Genomic DNA, 21,007 nt, shown 5'->3' on the forward strand with positions numbered 1-21,007 from the left:
ATAGGCTGCCCCAATGACGCCGCTGACGTCCGCGAGGACTGCATCCACCCTGCACGTCCGTCGCGACCTTCCCCCCGCACCGGGCGTCACCGTCGTCGACGGCGGCATCGAGGTCAGCGTATATGCCGGTCATGCCGACTCGGTCGAGCTCTGCCTCTTCGACGCCGGCGACTCCGAGGGCACCACGGAGCACCGCATCCCCCTGGTCGAGCACGCCTTCGGCTGGTGGTTCGGCTTCGTCGAGGGTGTCGGCGTCGGTCAGCGCTACGGCTTCCGGGTCGACGGTGCGTGGGACCCGGAGCGGGGCCTGCGCCACAACCCCAGGCAGCTGCTCATGGACCCCTACGCCCGGGCCATCGAGGGCGAGGTCCGCTGGGGCCCGAGCGTCTACGGGCACGTCGTCGACGAGACGTCGTGGCGGGGTGACGGCTTCGCACCCTCGGAGATCGACTCGGCCCCGGACATGCCGCGCTCGGTCGTCATCGACGACAGCTTCGACTGGGGTGACGACGCACCTCCGGCGGTGACGCGCAGCGAGACCGTCATCTACGAGGCCCACGTCCGCAACCTCACGATGGAGCTTCCCGACGTGCCGCCGGAGCTCCGGGGAACCTACGCCGGGATGTCCCACCCCGTGACAATCGCCCACCTCACCGGGCTCGGGGTCACCGCCGTCGAGCTGCTGCCCGTGCACTCCTTCGCCTCGGAGCCGGCCCTCATCCACCGGGGCCTGGTCAACCACTGGGGCTACAACACGTTGGGCTTCTTCGCCCCGCACGCTGCCTACGCGGCCGCAAAGGACCCGCAGGGCGCCCTCGACGAGTTCAAGGGCATGGTCAAGCTGCTCCACGCCGCCGGACTCGAGGTCCTGCTGGACGTCGTCTACAACCACACGGCCGAGCAGGAGGTCACCGGCGCGACCCTGTCCTTCCGCGGCCTGGACAACCGCGCGTACTACCGCCTCGACGAGCGCGGTCGCGACATCGACGTCACCGGCACCGGCAACACCCTCGACCTGCGCCACCCCATCATGTGCCGGCTGGTCCTGGACTCCCTGCGCTACTGGGTGGAGGAGTGCCACGTCGACGGCTTCCGCTTCGACCTCGCCGTCGCCCTCGCTCGTGGGCGCAACGACGAGTTCGACCCCGACCACCCCTTCCTCGTCGCGCTGCGCGCCGACCCCGTCCTCTCGCGCACCAAGCTCATCGTCGAGCCGTGGGACGTGGGCATGCACGGTTGGCGCACGGGGCAGTTCCCGCCTCCCTTCTCGGAGTGGAACGACCGCTTCCGTGACTCGGTGCGCGACTTCTGGCTGGCCGACCATCGACCGTCCGTCCCGGGGCAGGTGCCGCACGGCGTGCAGGACCTCGCAACGCGCCTGGCCGGCTCGCGCGACCTCTTCGGTACCCGCGATCGAGGGCCCACCGCGTCGGTGAACTTCGTGGCGGCACACGACGGTTTCACGCTCGCCGACCTCACGGCATACGACGAGAAGCACAACGAGGACAACGGCGAGGACAACAACGACGGCTCCAACGGCAACCACTCCTGGAACCACGGGGTCGAGGGCCCGACCGAGGACGAACACGTTCTCGCACAGCGTCGCCGGTCGATGCGCAACCTGCTGGGCACGCTGTTCCTCTCCTCCGGCATCCCCATGATCAACGCAGGTGACGAGTTCGGGCGCACCCAGAACGGCAACAACAACCCCTACAACCAGGACAACGCGACGACCTGGTTCGACTGGGACCTCGCGCCGTGGCAGGAGGACCTGCTCGCCACGACCCGCCACCTCGCCGCGATCCGGCGCGAGCACCCGGCACTGCGTCAGCGCACCTGGGCCGAGGGCCGCGAGGTCCACGAGGACGGGTCCATCGACCTCGCCTGGTACGCCGCGGACGGCTCGCCGATGCAGGACTGGACCAGCCCCGACAACCGCACCCTGCAGATGCTCGTCAACGGCGCCTGGCTGGGCCACGAGTCCGTCCTGGTCGTCCTGCACGGTGGGCGCGAGGAGCAGCGTGTGACCCTGCCGACCGCCCCCGGCCTCACGGGATACCGGCTCCTCTGGGACAGCCAGTGGGAGCGCCCCGGGGACGGCCACCAGGTGGGCGCCGGCGCCGAGGTCACCTGCGGGGCACTGAGCCTGCGGGCGTATGCCGTGACCGACCCCACCTGACAGCCCCACCCCTTCGTCGCGAGGCTGTGGACAACTCGCCGGGCGCTCCGGCCGTTTTCCCTAGCGTTCACGTATGCCGTCCGCCCCCGTCGTCCTCGACGTCACCGTGCGCTGGCCCAGCCGGAGCCAGGGACTCGCCACGAGCGGTCCGGCCGGTGGCTCAGGCGGCCTCGACGTGCGTGTCACCGCACCGGTTGGCGCCACCCTCGCCGACGTCCTGCCGCTCCTGGCTGAGCTCGTGGCGTCAGCTGGCGCGACCGGTGCACTGCCTCAGGTCTCCTGCCGGGGAGCGCGCGTGCCGGTCGAGTCGGTGCTGGGGCTGCCTCCGCTCGTGCACGGTGCGACCCTGATGCTGGACGAGCCGAGCCGGCTGGTGGCGACCGCGTCGGCACCCCTGGACGTCGTCGTCGTCGCCGGACCCGATGCCGGACGACGTCTCCCGCTGACGTCCGACGGGGTGGTGGTCGGGCGGTCGGCGGGCCTCGGGCTCAGCCTCTGCGACGAGGGTCTGAGCAGGCGACATGCACGGATCAGCCTGTCGGAGAGGGGTTTTCGGATCACGGACCTCACGTCCACCAACGGCACGCGCTGTGGATCCGTGGCTCTGCCCGAGGGTGGCACCGTGGACGTCGAGGGGTCGGAGCTCATTGCGGTCGGCACGTCCCTGCTTCGTCTGGAGCGGGCTGTCGGGCCGACGGCGTCGACGCTGCCGCTCGGGGACGGACGCATCGCGGTCAACCGCTCACCACGCACCCGACCGCCCGACGTGGCAGTCACCGTGACGGCTCCCACTCCGCCCGCCCCACCGCGACGGGGGCGCATCCCGTGGCTCGCTGCCGCGCTCCCGGTGCCGTTCGCCGGTCTCCTCGCGATGTTCTTCGGGCCACAGATGCTGGCCTTCGCCCTGCTGTCACCCCTCATGCTCATCGGCAATGTGCTGGGCGACCGGTGGGGCGGTCGGCGCGAGTACGCCAAGGAGCTGGCGGCCCACCGGGTCGAGGTGGCCGTGCGCCGGGACGAGTTCGACGCGCTGCGAGCACTGGAGCGGGTGCAGCGCTGGCGGGACCTCCCTGACCCGGCCACCATCCTCGACATCGCGACCGGGCCCGGGACCCGTCTGTGGGAGCGCCGACGTGGCGCCCCGGACGTGGGGCGAGTGCGTCTGGGTGTGGGCGACCTGGTCACGCGCACGACGTGGCGGACCTCCAGTGCTGCCGGTGTGGACCAGCCGGCCAGCTCGATCCACGACGGTGGGCACGCCTCCAGCACAGCCACATTGGCGCACCTCCCGGTCGAGGTCGCACTGGACCAGGTGGGCGGGCTCGGCATCGCCGGCCCGCGTGCGGAGGTCCAGGCGATGATGCGGCAGGTGCTCGGGCAGGTCGTCGCCCTGCACTCCCCGCGGGACGTCCGCCTCATCGTGCGGGTCCCCGATGGTGAAGGTGAGGGCACGCTCGGGTGGGCCCGATGGCTGCCGCACACCACGGCATACGGGGAGCTGAGCACCTGCCTGGAGGTGCTGCGTGAGGTCGTCACCGCGCGTGAGGCCCAGCAGGAGCGCGGGGACAGGTGCAGCGAGCCACGGGTGCTGCTCGTGCTCCCCGAGCACGAGGACGACCTGGGGGTCGGTGAGCTCGACGACCTCGTGGGGCGCGGACGCGGTGTGGGGGTGTGGTGCCTCGTCGGCGCGAGCACGGCTGGCGCACTCCCCTCGTCGTGTCATGCCGTGGTGGGCATGGGGTCCAGCGGTGGTGCGGGTGCCGGTGATCGAGTCGCGCGGCTCGACGTCGACGGGTGTGAGCCCGTCGCCTCGTTCGTCCCGGACCGGGTCGGCTGGTGGTGGGGCGAGCGCCTGGGCCGAGCGCTTGCCGCCCTCGTCGACGTCGGTGGTGACGCCGAAAGCCTTCCCGACACGGTCGACCTGCTCCAGCTCATGCCATGGCTCGACGAGGGAGCGGCCCTGACACCGGGGGCACTGGCATCACACTGGCGCCCGGTTGGGCCTCCCCCACATCCCCCGCCACGGCCGCTCGCCCACGTGGGTCGGGTGGCCGGAGCCGACTGGACGGTGGATCTCGCGGGCGACGGGCCCCATGTCCTCGTCGGTGGCACGACCGGCTCGGGCAAGTCCGAGCTGCTGCGGACCCTCGTGACGTCCTTGGCCCTGCAGTGCTCTCCCGAGGACATGACGTTCGTGCTCATCGACTACAAGGGCGGGTCGGCCTTCGGGGAGTGCGCGGAGCTTCCCCACACCGTGGGGCTGGTGACGAACCTCGACGAGGGACTCGCACGGCGCGCCCTGACCAGCCTCGGTGCCGAGATCACCCGGCGCGAGAAGCTCCTGGCGGGCTCGGGCTCGCGTGACTACGACGACCACTGCCGCCGTGCGGGCGGGCTGCCGCGCCTCGTCATCGTCATCGACGAGTTCCGGCTGCTTGCCGATGAGCTCCCCGACTTCGTCGATGGAGTGATCTCCCTCGCCGCGGTGGGCCGCTCGCTCGGCGTCCATCTGGTCCTTGCCACCCAACGCCCGGCCGGGGCGATCACCGCCGACATCCAGGCCAACGTCAACCTCCGCATCGCCATGCGCCTGCGCGATGCCTCGGACTCGACCGACGTCATCGGTGCCGCCGACGCTGCGCACATCCGGGCCGACCGGCCCGGTCGTGGCTTCGCGCGGGGTGGGGACGGCGAGCTCGTCGAGTTCCAGGCGGCGCGAGTCGGCAGCGGCCTCGACCCGGCCACGACACGGGTCACCGTGCTCGATGCGCTGGGCCACCCCACGGCGCGGTCGTCCTGCAGCGGCGGCCCTCGTCCGCCGGCCGATCCAGCCGACGGCGACGGTGACCCGGCGACTCAGGGACTGGCGGTGTTGGCGTCGGTCGCTCGGCAGGCCGCCTCCTTGGTCGGGGCTCGCGCGCCTCACCGGCCGTGGTTGCCGCCGCTGCCCGAGCTCGTGGAGCGCCCGGTCCTGGGCATGTCCACTGTCGGCCTTCTCGACCTGCCTGCCGAGCAGCGCCAGAACGAGCTCGCCCACGACGGTCACCACGGCCACTGGCTCGTCGTCGGGGGCCCGCGATCCGGGCGCACGAGCGCGTTGCGCACGATCCTCGCCTCGCACGTGGCGCAGCCTGAGACGCCCACCCACGTCTACGTCGTCGACACCAGCGGTGAGCTCGCCGGCCTCGCAGCACTGCCCCACGTCGGTGCCGTGGTGCGGGCCGACGACATCTCCCGGGTGGTGCGGTTGCTGGAGCACCTGCGCGCGCGGACCGAGCACGGCACCTCGTCAGCGACCTCGTCGCCGGCTCCCGTGCTGCTGCTCGTCGACGGCTGGGAGCGGCTCGAGTCCGATGGTGAGCTGCTCGTCGGAGGCCTGCGCGACGAGCTGCTCGACCTGCTGCGTGCGAGCGACACCGGCCTGCGCGCCGTGGTCACCGGTGACCGGTCCGCCCTGTCGAGCCGGCTGAGCACCGTGTGCTCCGAGACCTTCCTGCTCCCCCTGGCAGACCCGGCCGATGCCACGTATGCCGGCCTGTCCCGCCGCGACCTGCCCTCCAGCAACGCGCCCGGCCGGGCGCTGCGCCTGCGCGACCGCCTGGAGGTGCAGTTCGCGCTGCGCGACCCCCTGGCCGAGGCCGCCCCACTGCCCCCAGGGGCCGCCCTGCCCGCAGCGCTGCCGGAGCTCCCCGAGGTGGTCGAGCACTCGCGGCTGCTCCGGCAGGACGCCGACGGGGCACCGCGCCGCGGCCTGCCTGACGCTTCGGACCACACGCTCCCGCTGGGGCTGGACGCCGACTCCGGTGTGGTCGCCGCCCTCGACCCGGCCACACACGGGCGACGGATCCTCGTGGCCGGTCACGCTCGCTCGGGCAGGTCCATGACCCTTGCGGCGATCGGTCGATCCGCCGTGCTGGGTGGGCTCCCGGTGGCGGTCGTCGAGGGGCGTGGCGGAGAGCTCGGCCGCTGCATCGGCGCCCCGACCGCCGTCGACCCGTGGCAGGCCCAGGGACTCATCGACGCGAAGCGCCGTCACCGAGACCTCGTCGTGCTGGTCGACGACGCCGAGCGGCTGGAGGGCACCCCCGTGGAGCCGGTCCTGCAGGAGATCCTGGCCCTGGTGGAGCGTGACGAGGGGCTGGTCGTGGCGGCAACGAGCATCACGGCGGTGGTGTCGGCCTTCCGAGGGCTCGTGCACACGGTCGCCCGTGAGCAGTCCGGAGTGCTCCTGGGTCCACGCGCACCCAGTGACGGTGAGCCCTTCGCCATCCGTGCACCTCGTGGCCTGCTCCGTGTGCCCGGGCGTGGCCTGCTCGTTCACGGACGGCTGCACCGCGAGATCCAGGTGGCTCGGGTGTCGCCCCCTTCGGAGGCCGGCCCCGGCTGAACGCTGCCCTGGGCTCGCCAGGAACCCATCGCCGTCGCGGCTCGTTGCGCGCTGAGAAAGGGGTTTTCGGCCCCGAGCGTCTGCGCTCGAAAATCTTGACGCCAAGAAACCCTGTCGCAATTGGGTCGCTGGGTCTAGACTGAAGGTTCGGACGTCTGCGTGTCTACGTTCGACCGGATTGCAAGGACGCAACCCCAAGGTTGGTCTTTGCTCCCCCGCAGCGGCCAGCACCACTGAACTCCACGGACAAGGAGCACCCCCCCATGGATTGGCGCGACCGCGCTGCCTGCCTCGATGAGGATCCCGAGCTGTTCTTCCCGATCGGGAACACGGGCCCGGCGATCATGCAGATCGAGGAAGCCAAGGCTGTCTGCCGCCGCTGTGAAGTCGTTGACACCTGCCTCAAGTGGGCGTTGGAGTCCGGTCAGGACGCTGGCGTCTGGGGCGGACTCTCCGAGGACGAGCGTCGCGCACTCAAGCGACGCAACGCCCGCGCCCGCCGCGCAGGCTGACTTCCAGCACGACACTCGACGGCCTCGCCATTGCGGCGGGGCCGTTCTTGTGTGCCCTGCACTGCGCGCTCCCCGGCCAGCCCAGGACCGAAGTGGCCACCTGACGCGCGCGCCGCGCCACAGGCGGGCGGACGGCATACGGCGAAGGGGTGAAGGCTCAGGTGCGCGCCATGGGGCGCAACCGGGCGGTGAACTCCACGCGGGTTCCCTGCGGCGAGGCCGGCTCCCAGCGGATCCTGCCCTGGAGGTCCTGCACGAGCGAGGTGACGATACGGGTGCCGAGCCCGGCCAGCACCGGTCGGAAGCCCGCCGGAAGTCCAGTGCCGTCGTCGGTGATCGTCACCGTGAGCCCGTCGAGCCCCGGCTCGACCTCGGCGCGCACGACATCCACGGCGATGGACCCCCCTCGCGAGGCCAGCCCGTGCTCGACAGCGTTCTGCACCAGCTCGGAGACGATCATCGCGAGCGACGTGGCGTCCTCGGCACGCATCCGTCCGAACGAGCCCGTCACGGTCGAGTCGACCCGATGCTCGGTGACCGCGACGTCGACCACCGCGCGCAGCCCCCGCACCGCGATCTCGTCGAAGTCGACCGTCTCGTCGATGCCCTGGCTGAGCGTCTCGTGGACGAGCGCGATCGTCCCGACCCGCCGCACCGCCTCGTCGAGCGCGTTGCGGGCACCTTGGTCGGGGACGCGACGTGACTGCAGGCGCAGCAACGCCGCGACGGTCTGCAGGTTGTTCTTGACGCGGTGGTGGATCTCGCGGATCGTCGCGTCCTTGGTGATGAGCTCCTGCTCACGGCGACGGAGCTCGGACACGTCGCGCAGCAGCAGCATCGCCCCCTCGCGGGTCCCACCGTTGGTGAGCGGGATCGCCCGCATGGTGACGCTGGCGGAGGCGGTCGACACCTCGGTCCACCAGGGGGCGCGGCCCGTGATGACCACCGCGAGTGACTCGTCGACCGCCGTGCCGGAGGACTGCAGGAGCTCGGTGACGATGGCGGCCAGCACCTCACCGATCACGTCGCCTCGGTGACCCAGCCGGTGGATCGCGCTGATGGCGTTGGGACTGGCATAGACCACGGCCCCGTCGAGGTCGAGGTGCACGACGCCGTCACCCACCCGCGGAGCACCGCGCCGCGCGCCCGTGGGTGCGGCGGTGCTGGGGAACTCCCCCGCCGCGATCATCCGGATGAGTGCGTCCGCCAGGTGGCGGTAGGTCAGCTCGAGGCGGCTCGGCGTCCGTCCGGTGACGACGTTGGCGTGCCGGGTGATGACGGCCAGCGACCGGCCCTCCCTGACCACCGGGATCGCCTGCTCGCGCACGGCCTGCTCCCCCTCGCCGGTGTTCGCGCGGCCTGACACGATCCTCCGCTGGCGGTAGGCCTCGTCGAGGATCGGGTCGCGCCAGCGGCCAGAAGTCCGGCCGACGACGTCCTCGTAGAAGACCATCGGACCGGTGTTGGGCCGTACGTGCGCGACGGCACGCCACCCGTCGATCCCCGACGGTACCCACAGGACGAGGTCGGCGAACGACAGGTCGGCGATCAGCTGCCAGTCGCCGACGACGAGGTGGACCCACTCGATCTCGTGGTCCTCCAACGTCGTGGAGGCGCGCAGGGACTCGGCGAGGGTGCTCACGGGGCGAGCCTAGATCGTGCTGCGCTCACTTCCCCGAGCGGACCATGGACCGAAGCGAGCGCAGTGCCACCGACAGTGCCGCGATGTTGGGCTTCTCCAGCGAGCGTATGCCGGTGAGCTGGCTCGCGCTGCGCGCGACCCCATCGGCGTTGGCTTGGCTCCACGACTCGATGCGCTCCTCGGGCGTGACCTTCCCGTCGCCGTCGAGGTCCTCCTCGAACTCGAAGACGTTGCGGGTGAAGGCCTCGAGGACGCCGTAGAGGTCGTCGCGCAGGGCTCCGCGGGCCAGCGCGTCCCAGCGGTCGTCGCGAGGGAGCCGGGCGACGCGGGTGAGCATGGCGTCGATGCCGAACCGCTCTGACATCCTGAAGTAGACCTCCGCCACCTCTGCCGCCGTGTGACCGAGGTCGGTGGCGATGTCGACGACGTCGAGCAGAGAGAACGAGTCGAGGAGCACGGCTGCACTGGCCGCGAGCTCGGCGGGCACGCCCGCGGCCTCCCACCGCGCCGTCTGGTCGAGGACCCGCTCGCGCTCGGTCCCCTGGAGGAGCTCAGGAATGCTCGGCGAGAGCTCGGCGACCACGGGTGCGAAGCGCTCGATCTCGGTGGTGATGTCCAGGCGGGTGGGCCGGGCCTCGAGCAGCCAGCGCACCGCACGGTCGAGCAGGCGGCGGAACTCGAGGTAGAGCTCGGTCTGGACGGAGGTCGGCAGCACGTTGTCGAGTGCCTCGATGGCCTCGACGTGACCCCGCAGGTCGAAGACCTCGCGGCAGACGATGAACGCCCGGGCCACCTGTTCGGGGCTCACCGACACCTCCTCCTGCGCACGGAACGCGAAGGTGATGCCACCACGGTTGACCATCGAGTTCACCACGGAGTTGGTGACGATCTCGCGGCGCAGTGGGTGCTTGCCCAGCTCGTCCGCGTAGGCCTCGCGCAGCGGCGGCGGGAAGTAGTCGGCGAGGGTGGCCTCGAAGTAGGGGTCGTCCGGCAGGTCGCTCGCGATGATGTCCTTCTTGAGCGCCAGCTTGGCGTAGGCGACGAGCACCGAGAACTCCGGCGACTTCAGGCCGACGCCGTCCGAGGCGCGCTTGGCGATCTCGGCGTCGGTCGGGAGGAACTCCAGCCCACGGTCGAGCTCACCGCGACCCTCGAGCCAGGCCATGAGGCGCTGGTGCACGGGGACCATCGACAGCTCCTGCGCCCGGGCGTTGCCGAGCAGGACGTTCTGCTCGTAGTTGTCGCGCAGGACGTGCTCGGCCACGTCGTCGGTCATCGACGCGAGCAGGGTGTTGCGCTGCTCCGTCGTGAGGTCGCCGCGACGCACGACGTCACCGAGCAGGATCTTGATGTTGACCTCGTGGTCGGAGGTATCGACGCCAGCGCTGTTGTCGATGGCGTCGGTGTTGACCCGCACCCCGGACAGGGCTGCCTCGACCCGACCCAGCTGCGACAGCCCGAGGTTGCCGCCCTCGCCGACGACCTTGACGCGCAGCTGGTTGCCGTCGACCCGGATCGCGTCGTTGGCCCGGTCCCCGATGGACAGGTGGTCCTCGCTCGAGGCCTTGACGTAGGTGCCGATCCCGCCGTTCCACAACAGGTCGACGGGCGCGAGCAGAATCGCGTGGATGAGCTCCGTCGGAGTCATCGACGTGGTGTCGTCGGGCAGGCCCAGCGCCTCGCGCATCTCGGGGGTGACCTCGATCGACTTGAGCGAGCGTGAGAAGACGCCACCGCCCTCGGAGATGAGCGAGCGGTCGTAGTCGTCCCACGAGGAACGGGGCAGGTCGAACAGGCGCTTGCGCTCCTGGAAGGACTGCGCCGCAACCGGATCGGGGTCGACGAAGACGTGCCGGTGGTCGAAGGCAGCGATGAGGCGGATGTGCTCCGACAGGAGCATGCCGTTGCCGAAGACGTCACCACTCATGTCGCCGACACCCACGACCGTGAAGTCCTCGGACTGGCTGTCGACGCCCATCTCGCGGAAGTGGCGCTTGACCGACTCCCAAGCGCCGCGGGCCGTGATGCCCATGCCCTTGTGGTCGTAGCCGGCAGAGCCGCCGGACGCGAAGGCGTCGTCGAGCCAGAAGCCGTAGGACTGCGCCACACCGTTGGCGAGGTCGGAGAACTTCGCCGTGCCCTTGTCTGCGGCGACGACGAGATAGGGGTCGTCCTCGTCGTGGCGCACGACCCGGTCGGGTGCCACGATCTCGGTGCCGACACGGTTGTCGGTGACGTCGAGCAGGGCCGAGATGAAGGTGCGGTAGGCCGACTGCCCCTCCTCGAGCCACTTCTCGCGGTCCACCCCCGGGTCGGGCAGCTGTTTGGCATAGAAGCCGCCCTTGGAGCCGGTCGGGACGATGACGGCGTTCTTGACCATCTGCGCCTTGACGAGGCCGAGGACCTCGGTGCGGAAGTCCTCGCGCCGGTCACTCCAGCGCAGCCCACCGCGAGCGACCTTGCCGAACCTCAGGTGCACGCCCTCGACCTGTGGGCTGTAGACCCAGATCTCGTATGCCGGTCGCGGAGCCGGCAGGTCGGGTATCGCCTGGGGGTTGAGCTTGAGCGAGACGTAGGGCTTGGGGTCGCCGCCCTGCGTCGTCTGGAAGAAGTTCGTACGCAGGGTCGCCTTCATCACCGCGAGGAAGGAACGGATGATCCGGTCCTCGTCGAGCGAGCTGACGTCGTCGAGGGCGCTGATGATCCGCTCGGCGATCTCGCTCTCCTGCGCCTCACGGTCCTCGGTGGCGTCGCCGTCGAACCGGTCGGGGTCGAAGCGGGCCCGGAAGAACGCGACCAGGTCGGTGGCGATCGCCGGGTTGGAGACCAGCGCGTCCTCGAAGTAGGACTGGCTGAATGTCGCCTGCGTCTGGCGGAGGTACTTGGCCACGGTGCGCAGGATGACGACCTCGCGCCAGCTGAGCCGGGCGGCGAGGACGAGCTGGTTGAAGCCGTCCGACTCGGCCCGGCGGTCCCACACGGCGAGGACGGCGCTCTCGAAGAGATCACGCAGCTCCTCGTGGGAGACCCCCGACCAGATGTCGGGGTTGTGGACCCGGAGGCCGAAGTCGTAGACGTGCAAGGGCTCCCCGTCGGAGCGCGTGACCTCGTAGGGCTGCTCGTCGACGACCTCGACGCCCATGTCGGTGAAGATCGGCAGGATGTCGGTGAGCGACAGCGGGTCGATTCGGAAGAGCTTGAAGCGGCGGATGTTGTCCGGCGAGTCGGCGGGCCGGTAGAGCGCGACGCTCGTGCGGCGCTCGTCGCCGAGGCGGTCGAGGTGGTGCAGGTCGGCCACCCCCTGGACGACGGCGAAGGTCTCCTCGTAGCCGGTCGGGAAGCCGCGACCGAACTTGTCGAGCAGGCGGTCTCCCTCGACCTCGCCGAGGCGGTCGCGCAGGCCGTCACCGAGGCGGTCCGACCAGTTGCGGCTCACCTCGACGAGCTGGTGCTCCAGCTCCGCGCGCTGCTCCTCGTCGAGGGTGCGGATGTGCTCCCCGTTGGGGACGCGCACGACGAACTGCAGCCGGCTGAGGGCACGCTCGCTCACGCTGGCGGTGAACTCGACGCTCTCACCACCGAAGGTGTCCTTGAGGATCGCCGCCATGCGGGTGCGCACGCCCGTGTTGTAGCGGTCACGTGGGATGTAGACCTGGCACGACACGAAGCGACCGAAGTCGTCCTCGCGCAGGAAGAGCTTGGTGCGGCGGCGCTCCTGGAGCTGGGTGACGGCCATGGCCGTCTCGAACAGCTGGTCGGGGCTGGACTGGATGAGCTCGTCTCGCGGGTAGGTCTCCAGGACCTCCACGAGGTCCTTGCCCGTGTGCGAGTCGGGCGCGAGCCCGGAGCGCTCGATCACGCGGGCGACCTTCTCGGCGACGACGGGCAGGCGCAGCACCGACTCGGTGTAGGCGGTCGACGCGTAGAGACCGAGGAAGCGCCGCTCCCCCAGCGTCTGCCCGTCCGGTGAGTAGGTCCGCACGCCGACATAGTCGAGGTATGCCGGACGGTGGACTGTCGACCTTGAGTTCGCCTTGGTGAGGACGAGGACGCCCCGCTCCCGGGCCTTGCGGCTCGACTGCTCGGACAACGGCCTGGTCGGCTTGTCGGCCGGCGGGTCCTCGCGCAGCATGCCCAGCCCGCTGCCACTCAACGGACGGATGACGTCGCCCTGCGGGGTGTCCTCCAGGGAGTACTCGCGGTAGCCGAGGAAGGTGAAGTGGTTGTTGGCCATCCAGCGCAGGAAGGCCACCGCTTGGGAGACCTCGGCGGGGTCGACGCCCGTGGGCGGGGTCTCCTCGAGCTCGGCGGCGATGACGAGGCACTTGGTGCGCATCGTCGGCCAGTCCTCGACCGCCTCGCGCACGTCCTTGAGGACCTCCTCGAGGACGCCCTGGAGCTGTCCACGCCGCTCCTCGTCACTCTCGCGGTCGATGGTGAGCAGCATCCAGGACTCGTCGAGGACGTCCGATCCGTCCTCGGGAGCGCTCACGCAGTCCTCGTCGCACGTCTCCAGCAGGCGGCCCGACTCGTCGCGACGCACCCTCACCTGCGGGTGGACCACGAGGTGGATGTCGATGTCGCGCTGGACGAGCGCCGAGGTGACGGAGTCCACGAGGAAGGGCATGTCGTCGGTGACGACCTGGATGACGGTGCGGGCGCTGGACCACCCGTCCGTCTCGGTCGTGGGGTTGAAGACGCGGATCACCGCCGTGCCCGGGGTGCGCTGCTGGGCGATCTCGAGGTGGCTCTTCACCGTCCCGGCGAGCGCCTGCGCCGGGCGGGAGCTGAGCTCCTCGAGGGGCACGTGGCGGAAGTAGCGACTGACGACGACGGCCCCGTCCGGGCGGTCGTCGAGGTCGGCGAACGCCGTGATGATGGTGTCGAGCGTGGTCGAGCGTGACTGGACCGATGACTCCGCCATGGTGCGCTGCAGATCCTTTGGTTGCGCCGTCGCCGAGGTCCTCGGCGGGACACGTCGCTGTGTCCTGCACCGAGACTACTCACCCCCTCGGGGCTGTGGATGGGGGCCCGTGGGAGTGACGCGTGAGCACTAGAGTGACGTGGTGCGCCAGCCCGTCGACAGCTCAGCACTCGCCGAGGTGAGCGGGGTTCTCGAGGGGCTGTCGCAGACTGTGACCGCCGTCGAGGACGACCTCCTGTCCTGCCTCGTCGTCATGGGCGAGCCGCGCGCCCAGCACAGCGTCGACGCGTGGGTCGACCAGGTCGTCGACCTCGTGCGGGCCGTGGACGAGGTCACCGGCCAGCACCTCACGACCCTGGCGCGGGTGGCGTCCCGGCTGGACAGCAGCTCCCCGAGCGGCGAGCAGCGCACCCAGCAGGGTTCGTTCGAAGCCACCCCGACCCAGGGCGAGCGCCGGTGAGGGGCCCCGTACCCGGTGACCCCGGCTCCCTCTCGGCCGCCGGCACGGCCGCTCGCCGGGCGGCTCGCGACCTGGCAGGTGCCAGCGAACGCGGCACGACGGCATACCTTTCGCTCAAGAACGTGTGGGGCACCTCGACGTCCGTGCGCCTTCGCAAGGAGGGCCGGCGTTCGATGGCGGCGCTCGCGCGGGGTGGGCAGCAGGCCGACGTGGTCGGCGCTGCACTGCAGACGTATGCCGCGGAGCTCAGTGAGCTCCAGGCGCGCGCAAGGCGGGTGCTCGATGCCGCCGGGCCTGCGGGGCTCGCCGTCGTGGACGGGCGGGTGCGGCCCGCGTGGGGCGTCAGCGGCGAGGCCGACCCCCGTGCGGCCCGGGATGCGGAGGAGCTGATGCGCACCCTGCAGGACGAGCTCGACGGGCTGGGCGCCCAGCACCGCCGCCGGCGCGACCGGCTCCTGGCCGCGCTGGCCGAGTCGACGCGAACCCTGGACGAGATCGCGAACGACCTGCGCCTTCGGTGAGAGGATCGGGGCCCGTCACGTGAGGAGACCCAGGTGAAGTTCACGCATCGAGCCGAGTACCCGGCTGCGCCCGAGGCCGTGTTCGCGGTGATGAGCGAGCAGTCCTTCCAGGACGCGAAGTGCGACGCGACAACAACCGGCCGCTGGACGGCGGACATCAAGGACGCGGGTGACCGCACGGTGATCTCGACCGAGCGGCTCCTGCCCACCGATGGCCTGCCGGACATCGCCCGCTCGTTCGTCGGCGACACGCTGACGATCGTCGAGGTCCAGACGTGGGGCGCCGCGGCCCCCGACGGCAGCCGCAGCGCCGACCTCAACCTCCACGTCAAGGGCGCGCCGATGACCCTCAAGGGCTCAATCCGCCTGTCGCCCACCGCGTCCGGGAGCGTGCAGGAGGTCGTGGCCGACCTGAGGGCGGGCGTCCCACTCATCGGTGGCAAGCTCGAGAAGGCGGCCGCGGAGCCGTTGCTCACGGCCGCCCGGATCGAGACCAGGCTGCTTCGCGACCGCCTCTGACAGCCCTCCCCGCGCCTCAGCCCATGTGGGGATAGGTGTGGTTCGTCGGCGGGACGAAGGTCTCCTTGATCGAGCGGGGGCTCGTCCAGCGCAGCAGGTTCTGCGCCGAGCCGGCCTTGTCGTTGGTGCCCGACATGCGGCCACCACCGAACGGCTGCTGCCCGACGACCGCGCCCGTGGGCTTGTCGTTGACATAGAAGTTGCCCGCGGCGAAGCGCAGCCGGTGCGCGGCCCTGGCGACGGCAGCGCGGTCCTGGGCGAGGATCGAGCCGGTGAGCGCGTAGGCGCTGGCCGAGTCGATGATGTCCATGACCTTGTCGAACTGGCGGTCCGGGTAGACGTGGACGGAGAGCAGCGGCCCGAAGTACTCGGTCGTGAAGATCTCGTCGTGCGGGTCCTCGCCCACCATGATCGTCGGGCGCACGAACCAGCCCTCGGAGTCGTCATAGGTGCCACCGGCGATGATGTCGATGTTGCCCGCCGCCTGTGCCCGGTCGATGGCGTTCTTGTGCTTCGCGAACGCCCGGTCGTCGATCACGGCGCCCATGAAGTTGGACAGGTCGGTGACGTCGCCCATGGTGAGGCTCTCGGTGAGCTCGACGAGGTCCTTCTTGATGACCTTCCAGACGCTGCGCGGGATGAAGGCGCGCGAGGCGGCCGAGCACTTCTGGCCCTGGTACTCGAAGGCGCCGCGGATCATCGCCGTGCGCACGACGTCGGGGTCGGCGCTGGGGTGGGCGAGGATGAAGTCCTTGCCACCGGTCTCACCGACGATGCGGGGGTAGTGGCGGTAGGTCGTGAGGTTGGAGCCGATCTCCTGCCACAGCTTCTGGAAGACCCGCGTGGACCCGGTGAAGTGCAGGCCCGCGAACTCGGGGTGCGTGAGGACGACGTCCGACACCTCGGCACCGTGTCCGCTCACGAGGTTGATGACGCCCGGCGGCATGCCGGCTTCCTCGAGGATCTCCAGGACGAACTGGGCAGCGAGCTGCTGGGTGTGCGACGGCTTCCACACGACGGTGTTGCCCATGAGGGCGGGCGCGGTCGGCAGGTTGCCGGCGATGGCGGTGAAGTTGAACGGCGTGATCGCATAGACGAAGCCCTCGAGGGAGCGGTAGTCCGTGCGGTTCCAGATGCCGCGAGCGTTGGCCGGCGGCTGCTCCTCGAGGATCTGGCGGGCGAAGTGCACGTTGAAGCGCCAGAAGTCGATGAGCTCGCACGCGGCATCGATCTCGGCCTGGTATGCCGTCTTGCTCTGTCCCAGCATCGTCGCGGCGTTGACCTTGGCGCGGTGGGGACCGGCGAGCAGGTCGGCGGCCTTGAGCAGGATCGCGGCCCGGTCGTCGAAGGCCATGTCGCGCCACTCCGGTGCCGCGGCCTGGGCGGCGTCGACAGCAGCGGTGGCGTCGGCCTTGGTTGCGTCACGGATGGTGCCGAGGACCTTGGCGTGGGCGTGGGGCTGGCGCACGTCGATCTTGGTGCCGCGCCCCTCGACGCGCCGGCCGCCGATGGTGTGCGGAAGGTCCCACTTCTGGCTACCGACCTCGGCGAGCGCCACCTCGAGCGCGGCGCGCTCCGGGCTGCCGGGCGCGTAGTCGCGAACCGGTTCGTTGATCGGGGCGGGGACCTGGGTCACAGCATCCATCGGTGGCTTCCTCGATTCCATGGGGTGCGGGGGTGCGTCCATCGTCGCACTACCCGTGTGCGTCTGCGGATTCGGTCGCTCGAGCCGCCACCTCGCAGACGCTGCGAGTGGGGCGGGCTCCGCCGGTCGGTCCGGCGTGGCTCGATGCTTTACTCGCCGAGGAGGGCGATGACGTCGTCGAGCTCGGTGACGTCGTACCAGAGCAGGTCGGCCACCTGACCGCCCGGCTCCTCGTCGATGTGGAACGAGGCGATCCGCGGCAGGGCCACGACGGTGTGCAGCTCCACAGCGGTGCCGTCAGCTGCTGCACGCTCGACGACGGCGGCATCGACGTCGGCCGAGGCGACGACGCGACGGGTTCCGTCCGGGGCACGGCCGGCGGCGTCGGAAGCGGCAGCCGACCACGCGGCATACTCGCGTTCCTCGTCGTCGTTGCCGATCCCGGGACGCGGGCTGGACGCGAGCGCCGCGTGCCCGTTGACCGGGGCCGGACCGAGCTCGCCGCTGTTGCGCAGGGTGGACAGCGTCGCGGGGTCGAGCGGGAGGTAGACGCGAACGATCGGCATGGTCAGTCCTTCCTGCGGGCGCGTGAGCGAGGGGCTTCGAGCAGCTCCTGGAGCGCGTCGATGACCGACTGGCCGAGGACGTCGACGTCGGGCAGTGCGTCGCGGTCGGCGTAGAGCCCGTAGTAGACGCCACCGTCGTAGGAGGTCAGCCCGATGGACAGCGCCTTGGCCTGGCCGAGCGGCATCACCGGGTAGGTGGAGGCCATCCGGGCTCCCGCCACGTACAGCGGATGCTGCGGGCCCGGGACGTTGGTGACGGCGACGTTGTAGAGGCGGCGCGACACGGCGCCCCCCAGACGGGCGGCGAGGGTGTGCATCGTCGGCGGGGCGAAGCCGCCGAGCCCGGACAGGGTGTCGGCGCCGACGGCGCGCCCGGCCTCCATCTGCTGGCGCATGGCGAAGGCGATCTGGTGCAGGCGCATCGACGCACCCGGCTCCCCCACCGGCAGGTCGACGAAGCACGCGGTGAGGTTGCGTCCGGCCGGGAGCTCGCTCTCGTCGTCGTGCACGCTCACCGGCACCATGGCTCGCACCGTCGTGCCGCCGTGCACGCTCTCGCCGCGGGTCATCAGCCACGTCCGGAACGCGCCGGTCACCGTCGCAAGGATGACGTCGTTGATCGACACGTCGTCGGCGACGCTGCCCTTGGTCAGGCGCGAGCGGATCTTCTTGTAGTCGTCGAGGTCGGTGCCCACCATGACGAAGCGGCGGGCCCGCCCGACCTGCGCGTTGAGGGGTGAGGTCGGCGCCGGGCTGGCGGAGGCGCGCGCCAGGGTCGACACCACGGAGCCCGCCGCACCGGCGATGCGACCTGCGGTGGCCTTGACGTCGGTGATGCCCGACTGGAGCGTCTCGACGACCTGGCTCGGCGTGCGCACGGTGTCGGCGAGCGCGCTGACGACGAGCTCGGTCTGGGTGGGCTCCCGGTGGGGGCGCCACGTGTCGTCGATGCTCTCGGCACTCGGCACGGCGGAGTCCTCGAGGATGAGGTGCGCGATGTCGACCGCGTGCACCCCGTCGACGAGCGCCTGGTGGGTCTTGGTGATGATGGCGAACCGGTCGTCGGCCAGGCCCTCGACGAGATAGACCTCCCACAGCGGACGACTGCGGTCCAGGGGTCTCGGCTGGATGCGCGCGATGAGCTCCTCGAGCTGCTCGTCGCCTCCCGGGCGGGGCAGCGCCGACCGGCGCACGTGGTAGGTCACGTCGAAGCGCTCGTCGTCGATCCACACCGGGTTGGCCAGACGGCCGGGGATCGAGCGCACGCGCTGGCGATAGCGCGGGACGTAGGCGATGCGGCGCTCGATGATGCCGACGAGCCGGTCGTAGTCGAAGCCCTCGGTCGGCGCGTCGAACACCATCACGGAGCCGACGTGCATCGGCGTGGTCGGCTCCTCGAGGGCGAGGAAGCTGCTGTCGAGGGTGCTCAGGCGGTCGGACACGGCCCCATGCTCGCAGATGGCGTCACCGACCCGGCGCGAACTTCGACTTCGGTCAACGTGCTCCCCGTCCGAACCTCGCCCGGGCCCGCGCCCGCCCGGCTCTCGTCTCGGGGGCGCGGGCCGCCTCCGGACGCACGAGATCACTGATCCGCGCCATGGCCCGGGTCACCGGTGCTGTCGGCGCCGACTCGACGAGGCTGCGACCCGCGAGCAGAGCGGCGTCGCACTCCTCGGGTGCCCACGGGACGAAGACCGGGTCCTCGAGTCCCGCGAAGCGGCCGAGCACGTCGGCGATCGCTTTCTCGGGCCTGGCGCCAGTTGCGGACGCGCGCACCTTGTTGACGACGATGAGCGGCTCGGGCGAAGGGATCACGGCGACGTCCTGGACAGCGCGCACGAGGCGCTGCAGTCCGATGGGATCAGCGCCGCCCACGACGACGAGGCTGTCACTGCTCTCGAGGGCGGTGAGGGTGGTCGCGTTGCGCCGCGGTGCCGCGGTGTCATAGCTGAGCTCCTCGTCGTCCTCGATCGAGAACCCGCAGTCGATGACGACGTGGTCGACGAGTGCGCGCGACTTCTCGAGGACGTCCTCGACCGCAGCGGCTCGCAGCTCGGGCCACCTCTCAGGCTTCGGTATGCCGGTCAGCACCCGGAGTCCGTCGCTCACCTCGGGTGCCACGCGGGAGAGGGAGGCTCGGTCGAGCGTGCCCTGCTCGGAGGCACGGGCAGCGGCAGCGACTCCGGGAGCCTCGTCGATGAGCGCGAGGGTCTGCGCCACGCTGGCGCCCCACGTGTCGAGGTCCACGAGCAGGGTCCGGACGCCGCGCGAGGCCAGGTCGGCCGCCAGGGTGACGGCGATGGTCGTGCGCCCCGGTGCTCCCGCCGGCCCCCAGATCGCGGTGACGCGTGCGCGCTGCGGCAGGTCCCATCCGTCGTCGCCTGCGCCATGGACGCCAGTGGAGCCCGGCGCCACACCGGCGGTCGCACCGGAATTTGAGGCCGAAGCAGGCCCGACTGCGGGCTTGCCGTCGAGCCAGCTCCCGATGTCGGCGTCGCTCACCGTGGACGTGCCGATGGCGCCCGGCAAGGCTGCACCAGCTGGGGTGCGGGCCGAGACGGACGACGAGGCCGACGCCGCGCCGGTCCCCTCGGCCAGCTCGACGATGACGCGACCCAGCTCGTCGGGGTCGATGCCCGGTCGCAGGAGCGTGTTGACCCCCAGCTGGCGCACCCGCGCCTCCCCTGCGTCATCGCCGGCGGAGACGAACGCCGCGACGCGGACACCGTGACCGGCAAGGTGGCGCAGGGCGTCGCGGTCGAGACCGCGGAAGTCGGCCGACACGATGGCCACGTCGGCGATGCCGGAGGCACCGGTCGACAGCAGCTCGGGGACATCGGCGCACCGGCGAACTACGCTCACGCCGGGAGCGGCGTCGATGGCCGTCACGAGCTCCTGCTCGTGGTGGTGCGAGACGCCAGTGATGACGCTCGACGTCATGACGCCTTCTGGGACACGGCGCCGGGCACGGCCACGAGGGTGATCTTGGCGCCGAGGTCGACGTCGCCGACGAGCTCCTTGACGTTGTCCTTGGGCACCATCACCTGCACGGGACGCGTGTCGCGAGCGCCGCCCAAGACGCCGTCCTCGGTGGACAGGCCCACCACGGTGATGCCCTCGAGGGCCAGGTCGGGCCCGGCAAAGTTCGTCGCTCCGATGGACCCCTTGGCCGGTGCGGCCGGCCGGTTGACATAGACGTCGACGACGGAGCCCTCCCGCAGCGTGGAGGCAGAGGTGGCGTCCACCTGGAGCGTCACGGGCTGGGAGGTGGCCTCGTCCTGGAGTCCCACGGCCGAGCGTGGGATGAGCTCACCGGCTCGCACCTCGCGCAGGACGAAGAGCTGGGCGGGTATCGCATCCTGGGCACTGACGTAGTCCGTGGCGGCGTCGCCGAGCTGCACGTCGACGCGCACGACGTCGTCGGCCGTGAGGGGCTGGCCGGCCATGAGACCGGACTTCGCGGCATACATCGGCACCCGGTCGTCGGCACGGCTCAGGACGTAGGCACCGATGGCCGTGGAGGCCAGGACGAGCAGCAGCCCGATGAGCAGTCGGCTGTCGCGCCACGACGGCTTGCGCAGGCGTTGGGCGGTCGGGGTGTGCAGGTCACTCATCGGGTGGGCTCCGTGTCGTGCGAGGTGCTGGCCGGACA

13 protein-coding genes are annotated in these 21,007 nt (G+C 70.9%); 6 read left to right on the forward strand and 7 right to left on the reverse strand.

Annotation, left to right across the window (positions count from 1 at the left end; genetic code table 11):
* The first annotated feature begins 13 nt into the window (after nt 1–13).
* From glgX to ASG74_RS02075, 3 genes are all read left to right on the forward strand, one after another.
* On the forward strand, nt 14–2,179 hold the full coding sequence (gene glgX, locus ASG74_RS02065) for a glycogen debranching protein GlgX (RefSeq protein WP_056138462.1): 2,166 nt from the start codon (nt 14–16) through the stop codon (nt 2,177–2,179).
* 73 nt (nt 2,180–2,252) lie between these two features.
* A complete protein-coding gene (locus tag ASG74_RS02070) occupies nt 2,253–6,566 on the forward strand; it encodes an FtsK/SpoIIIE domain-containing protein (protein ID WP_056138464.1) in 4,314 nt (1,437 codons plus the stop codon).
* 263 nt (nt 6,567–6,829) lie between these two features.
* Nucleotides 6,830–7,078 carry a WhiB family transcriptional regulator gene (locus tag ASG74_RS02075; RefSeq protein ID WP_035905910.1) on the forward strand — a complete coding sequence of 83 codons (249 nt, stop codon included), beginning with the start codon at nt 6,830–6,832 and terminating at the stop codon, nt 7,076–7,078.
* 157 nt (nt 7,079–7,235) lie between these two features.
* Here the strand turns inward: ASG74_RS02075 and ASG74_RS02080 are convergent, their stop codons facing one another.
* On the reverse strand, nt 7,236–8,720 hold the full coding sequence (locus ASG74_RS02080; RefSeq protein WP_056138465.1) for a sensor histidine kinase: 1,485 nt from the start codon (nt 8,718–8,720) through the stop codon (nt 7,236–7,238).
* A gap of 25 nt (nt 8,721–8,745) precedes the next feature.
* A complete protein-coding gene (locus tag ASG74_RS02085) occupies nt 8,746–13,644 on the reverse strand; it encodes an NAD-glutamate dehydrogenase (RefSeq protein WP_056138466.1) in 4,899 nt (1,632 codons plus the stop codon).
* A 142-nt stretch (nt 13,645–13,786) separates the two neighbouring features.
* On the opposite strand from ASG74_RS02085, the gene ASG74_RS02090 reads away from it, so the two are divergent.
* The 3 genes from ASG74_RS02090 to ASG74_RS02100 are packed head-to-tail and all read left to right on the forward strand — an operon-like array spanning nt 13,787 to nt 15,144.
* The gene (locus ASG74_RS02090) at nt 13,787–14,104 is read left to right on the forward strand and encodes a hypothetical protein (RefSeq protein ID WP_156465245.1); all 318 of its coding nucleotides are present in this window, start codon (nt 13,787–13,789) and stop codon (nt 14,102–14,104) included.
* Entirely contained in the window at nt 14,101–14,625 is a 525-nt protein-coding gene (locus tag ASG74_RS17075; protein WP_056138471.1) for a hypothetical protein, read from the forward strand. Before ASG74_RS02090 ends, ASG74_RS17075 begins: the two co-directional genes overlap by 4 nt.
* A 33-nt stretch (nt 14,626–14,658) precedes the next feature.
* Nucleotides 14,659–15,144 carry a DUF2505 domain-containing protein gene (locus tag ASG74_RS02100; protein ID WP_056138473.1) on the forward strand — a complete coding sequence of 162 codons (486 nt, stop codon included), beginning with the start codon at nt 14,659–14,661 and terminating at the stop codon, nt 15,142–15,144.
* A 16-nt stretch (nt 15,145–15,160) separates the two neighbouring features.
* Here ASG74_RS02100 and pruA read toward each other — a convergent pair whose 3' ends face one another.
* From pruA to ASG74_RS02125, 5 genes are all read right to left on the reverse strand, one after another.
* A complete protein-coding gene (gene pruA, locus ASG74_RS02105; protein ID WP_056138475.1) occupies nt 15,161–16,789 on the reverse strand; it encodes an L-glutamate gamma-semialdehyde dehydrogenase in 1,629 nt (542 codons plus the stop codon).
* Nucleotides 16,790–16,938: 149 nt separating this feature from the next.
* Nucleotides 16,939–17,355 carry a DUF6912 family protein gene (locus ASG74_RS02110; protein WP_056138477.1) on the reverse strand — a complete coding sequence of 139 codons (417 nt, stop codon included), beginning with the start codon at nt 17,353–17,355 and terminating at the stop codon, nt 16,939–16,941.
* A 2-nt stretch (nt 17,356–17,357) separates the two neighbouring features.
* Nucleotides 17,358–18,797, reverse strand: a complete 1,440-nt coding sequence (locus ASG74_RS02115; RefSeq protein WP_056138478.1) for a WS/DGAT/MGAT family O-acyltransferase — start codon at nt 18,795–18,797, stop codon at nt 17,358–17,360.
* Between the two features lie 52 nt (nt 18,798–18,849).
* Nucleotides 18,850–20,295 (reverse strand): AAA family ATPase, encoded by a 1,446-nt coding sequence (locus tag ASG74_RS02120; RefSeq protein ID WP_056138480.1) that lies wholly within the window; start codon nt 20,293–20,295, stop codon nt 18,850–18,852.
* Nucleotides 20,292–20,969, reverse strand: coding sequence for a hypothetical protein (locus ASG74_RS02125; RefSeq protein WP_156465246.1), 678 nt, complete (start codon nt 20,967–20,969; stop codon nt 20,292–20,294). The genes ASG74_RS02120 and ASG74_RS02125 overlap by 4 nt, the downstream gene beginning before the upstream one ends.
* Nucleotides 20,970–21,007: the final 38 nt, after the last annotated feature.

It is taken from the genome of Knoellia sp. Soil729 (assembly GCF_001427985.1).
Taxonomy (GTDB): Bacteria; Actinomycetota; Actinomycetes; order Actinomycetales; family Dermatophilaceae; genus Knoellia.

Coding starts and splice junctions, on each gene's coding strand:
- glgX (WP_056138462.1), top strand. CDS start 14: ATGACGCCGCTGACGTCCGCGAGGACTGCATCCACCCTGCACGTCCGT.
- ASG74_RS02070 (WP_056138464.1), top strand. CDS start 2,253: ATGCCGTCCGCCCCCGTCGTCCTCGACGTCACCGTGCGCTGGCCCAGC.
- ASG74_RS02075 (WP_035905910.1), top strand. CDS start 6,830: ATGGATTGGCGCGACCGCGCTGCCTGCCTCGATGAGGATCCCGAGCTG.
- ASG74_RS02085 (WP_056138466.1), bottom strand. CDS start 13,644: ATGGCGGAGTCATCGGTCCAGTCACGCTCGACCACGCTCGACACCATC.
- pruA (WP_056138475.1), bottom strand. CDS start 16,789: ATGGATGCTGTGACCCAGGTCCCCGCCCCGATCAACGAACCGGTTCGC.
- ASG74_RS02110 (WP_056138477.1), bottom strand. CDS start 17,355: ATGCCGATCGTTCGCGTCTACCTCCCGCTCGACCCCGCGACGCTGTCC.
- ASG74_RS02120 (WP_056138480.1), bottom strand. CDS start 20,295: ATGACGTCGAGCGTCATCACTGGCGTCTCGCACCACCACGAGCAGGAG.
- ASG74_RS02125 (WP_156465246.1), bottom strand. CDS start 20,969: ATGAGTGACCTGCACACCCCGACCGCCCAACGCCTGCGCAAGCCGTCG.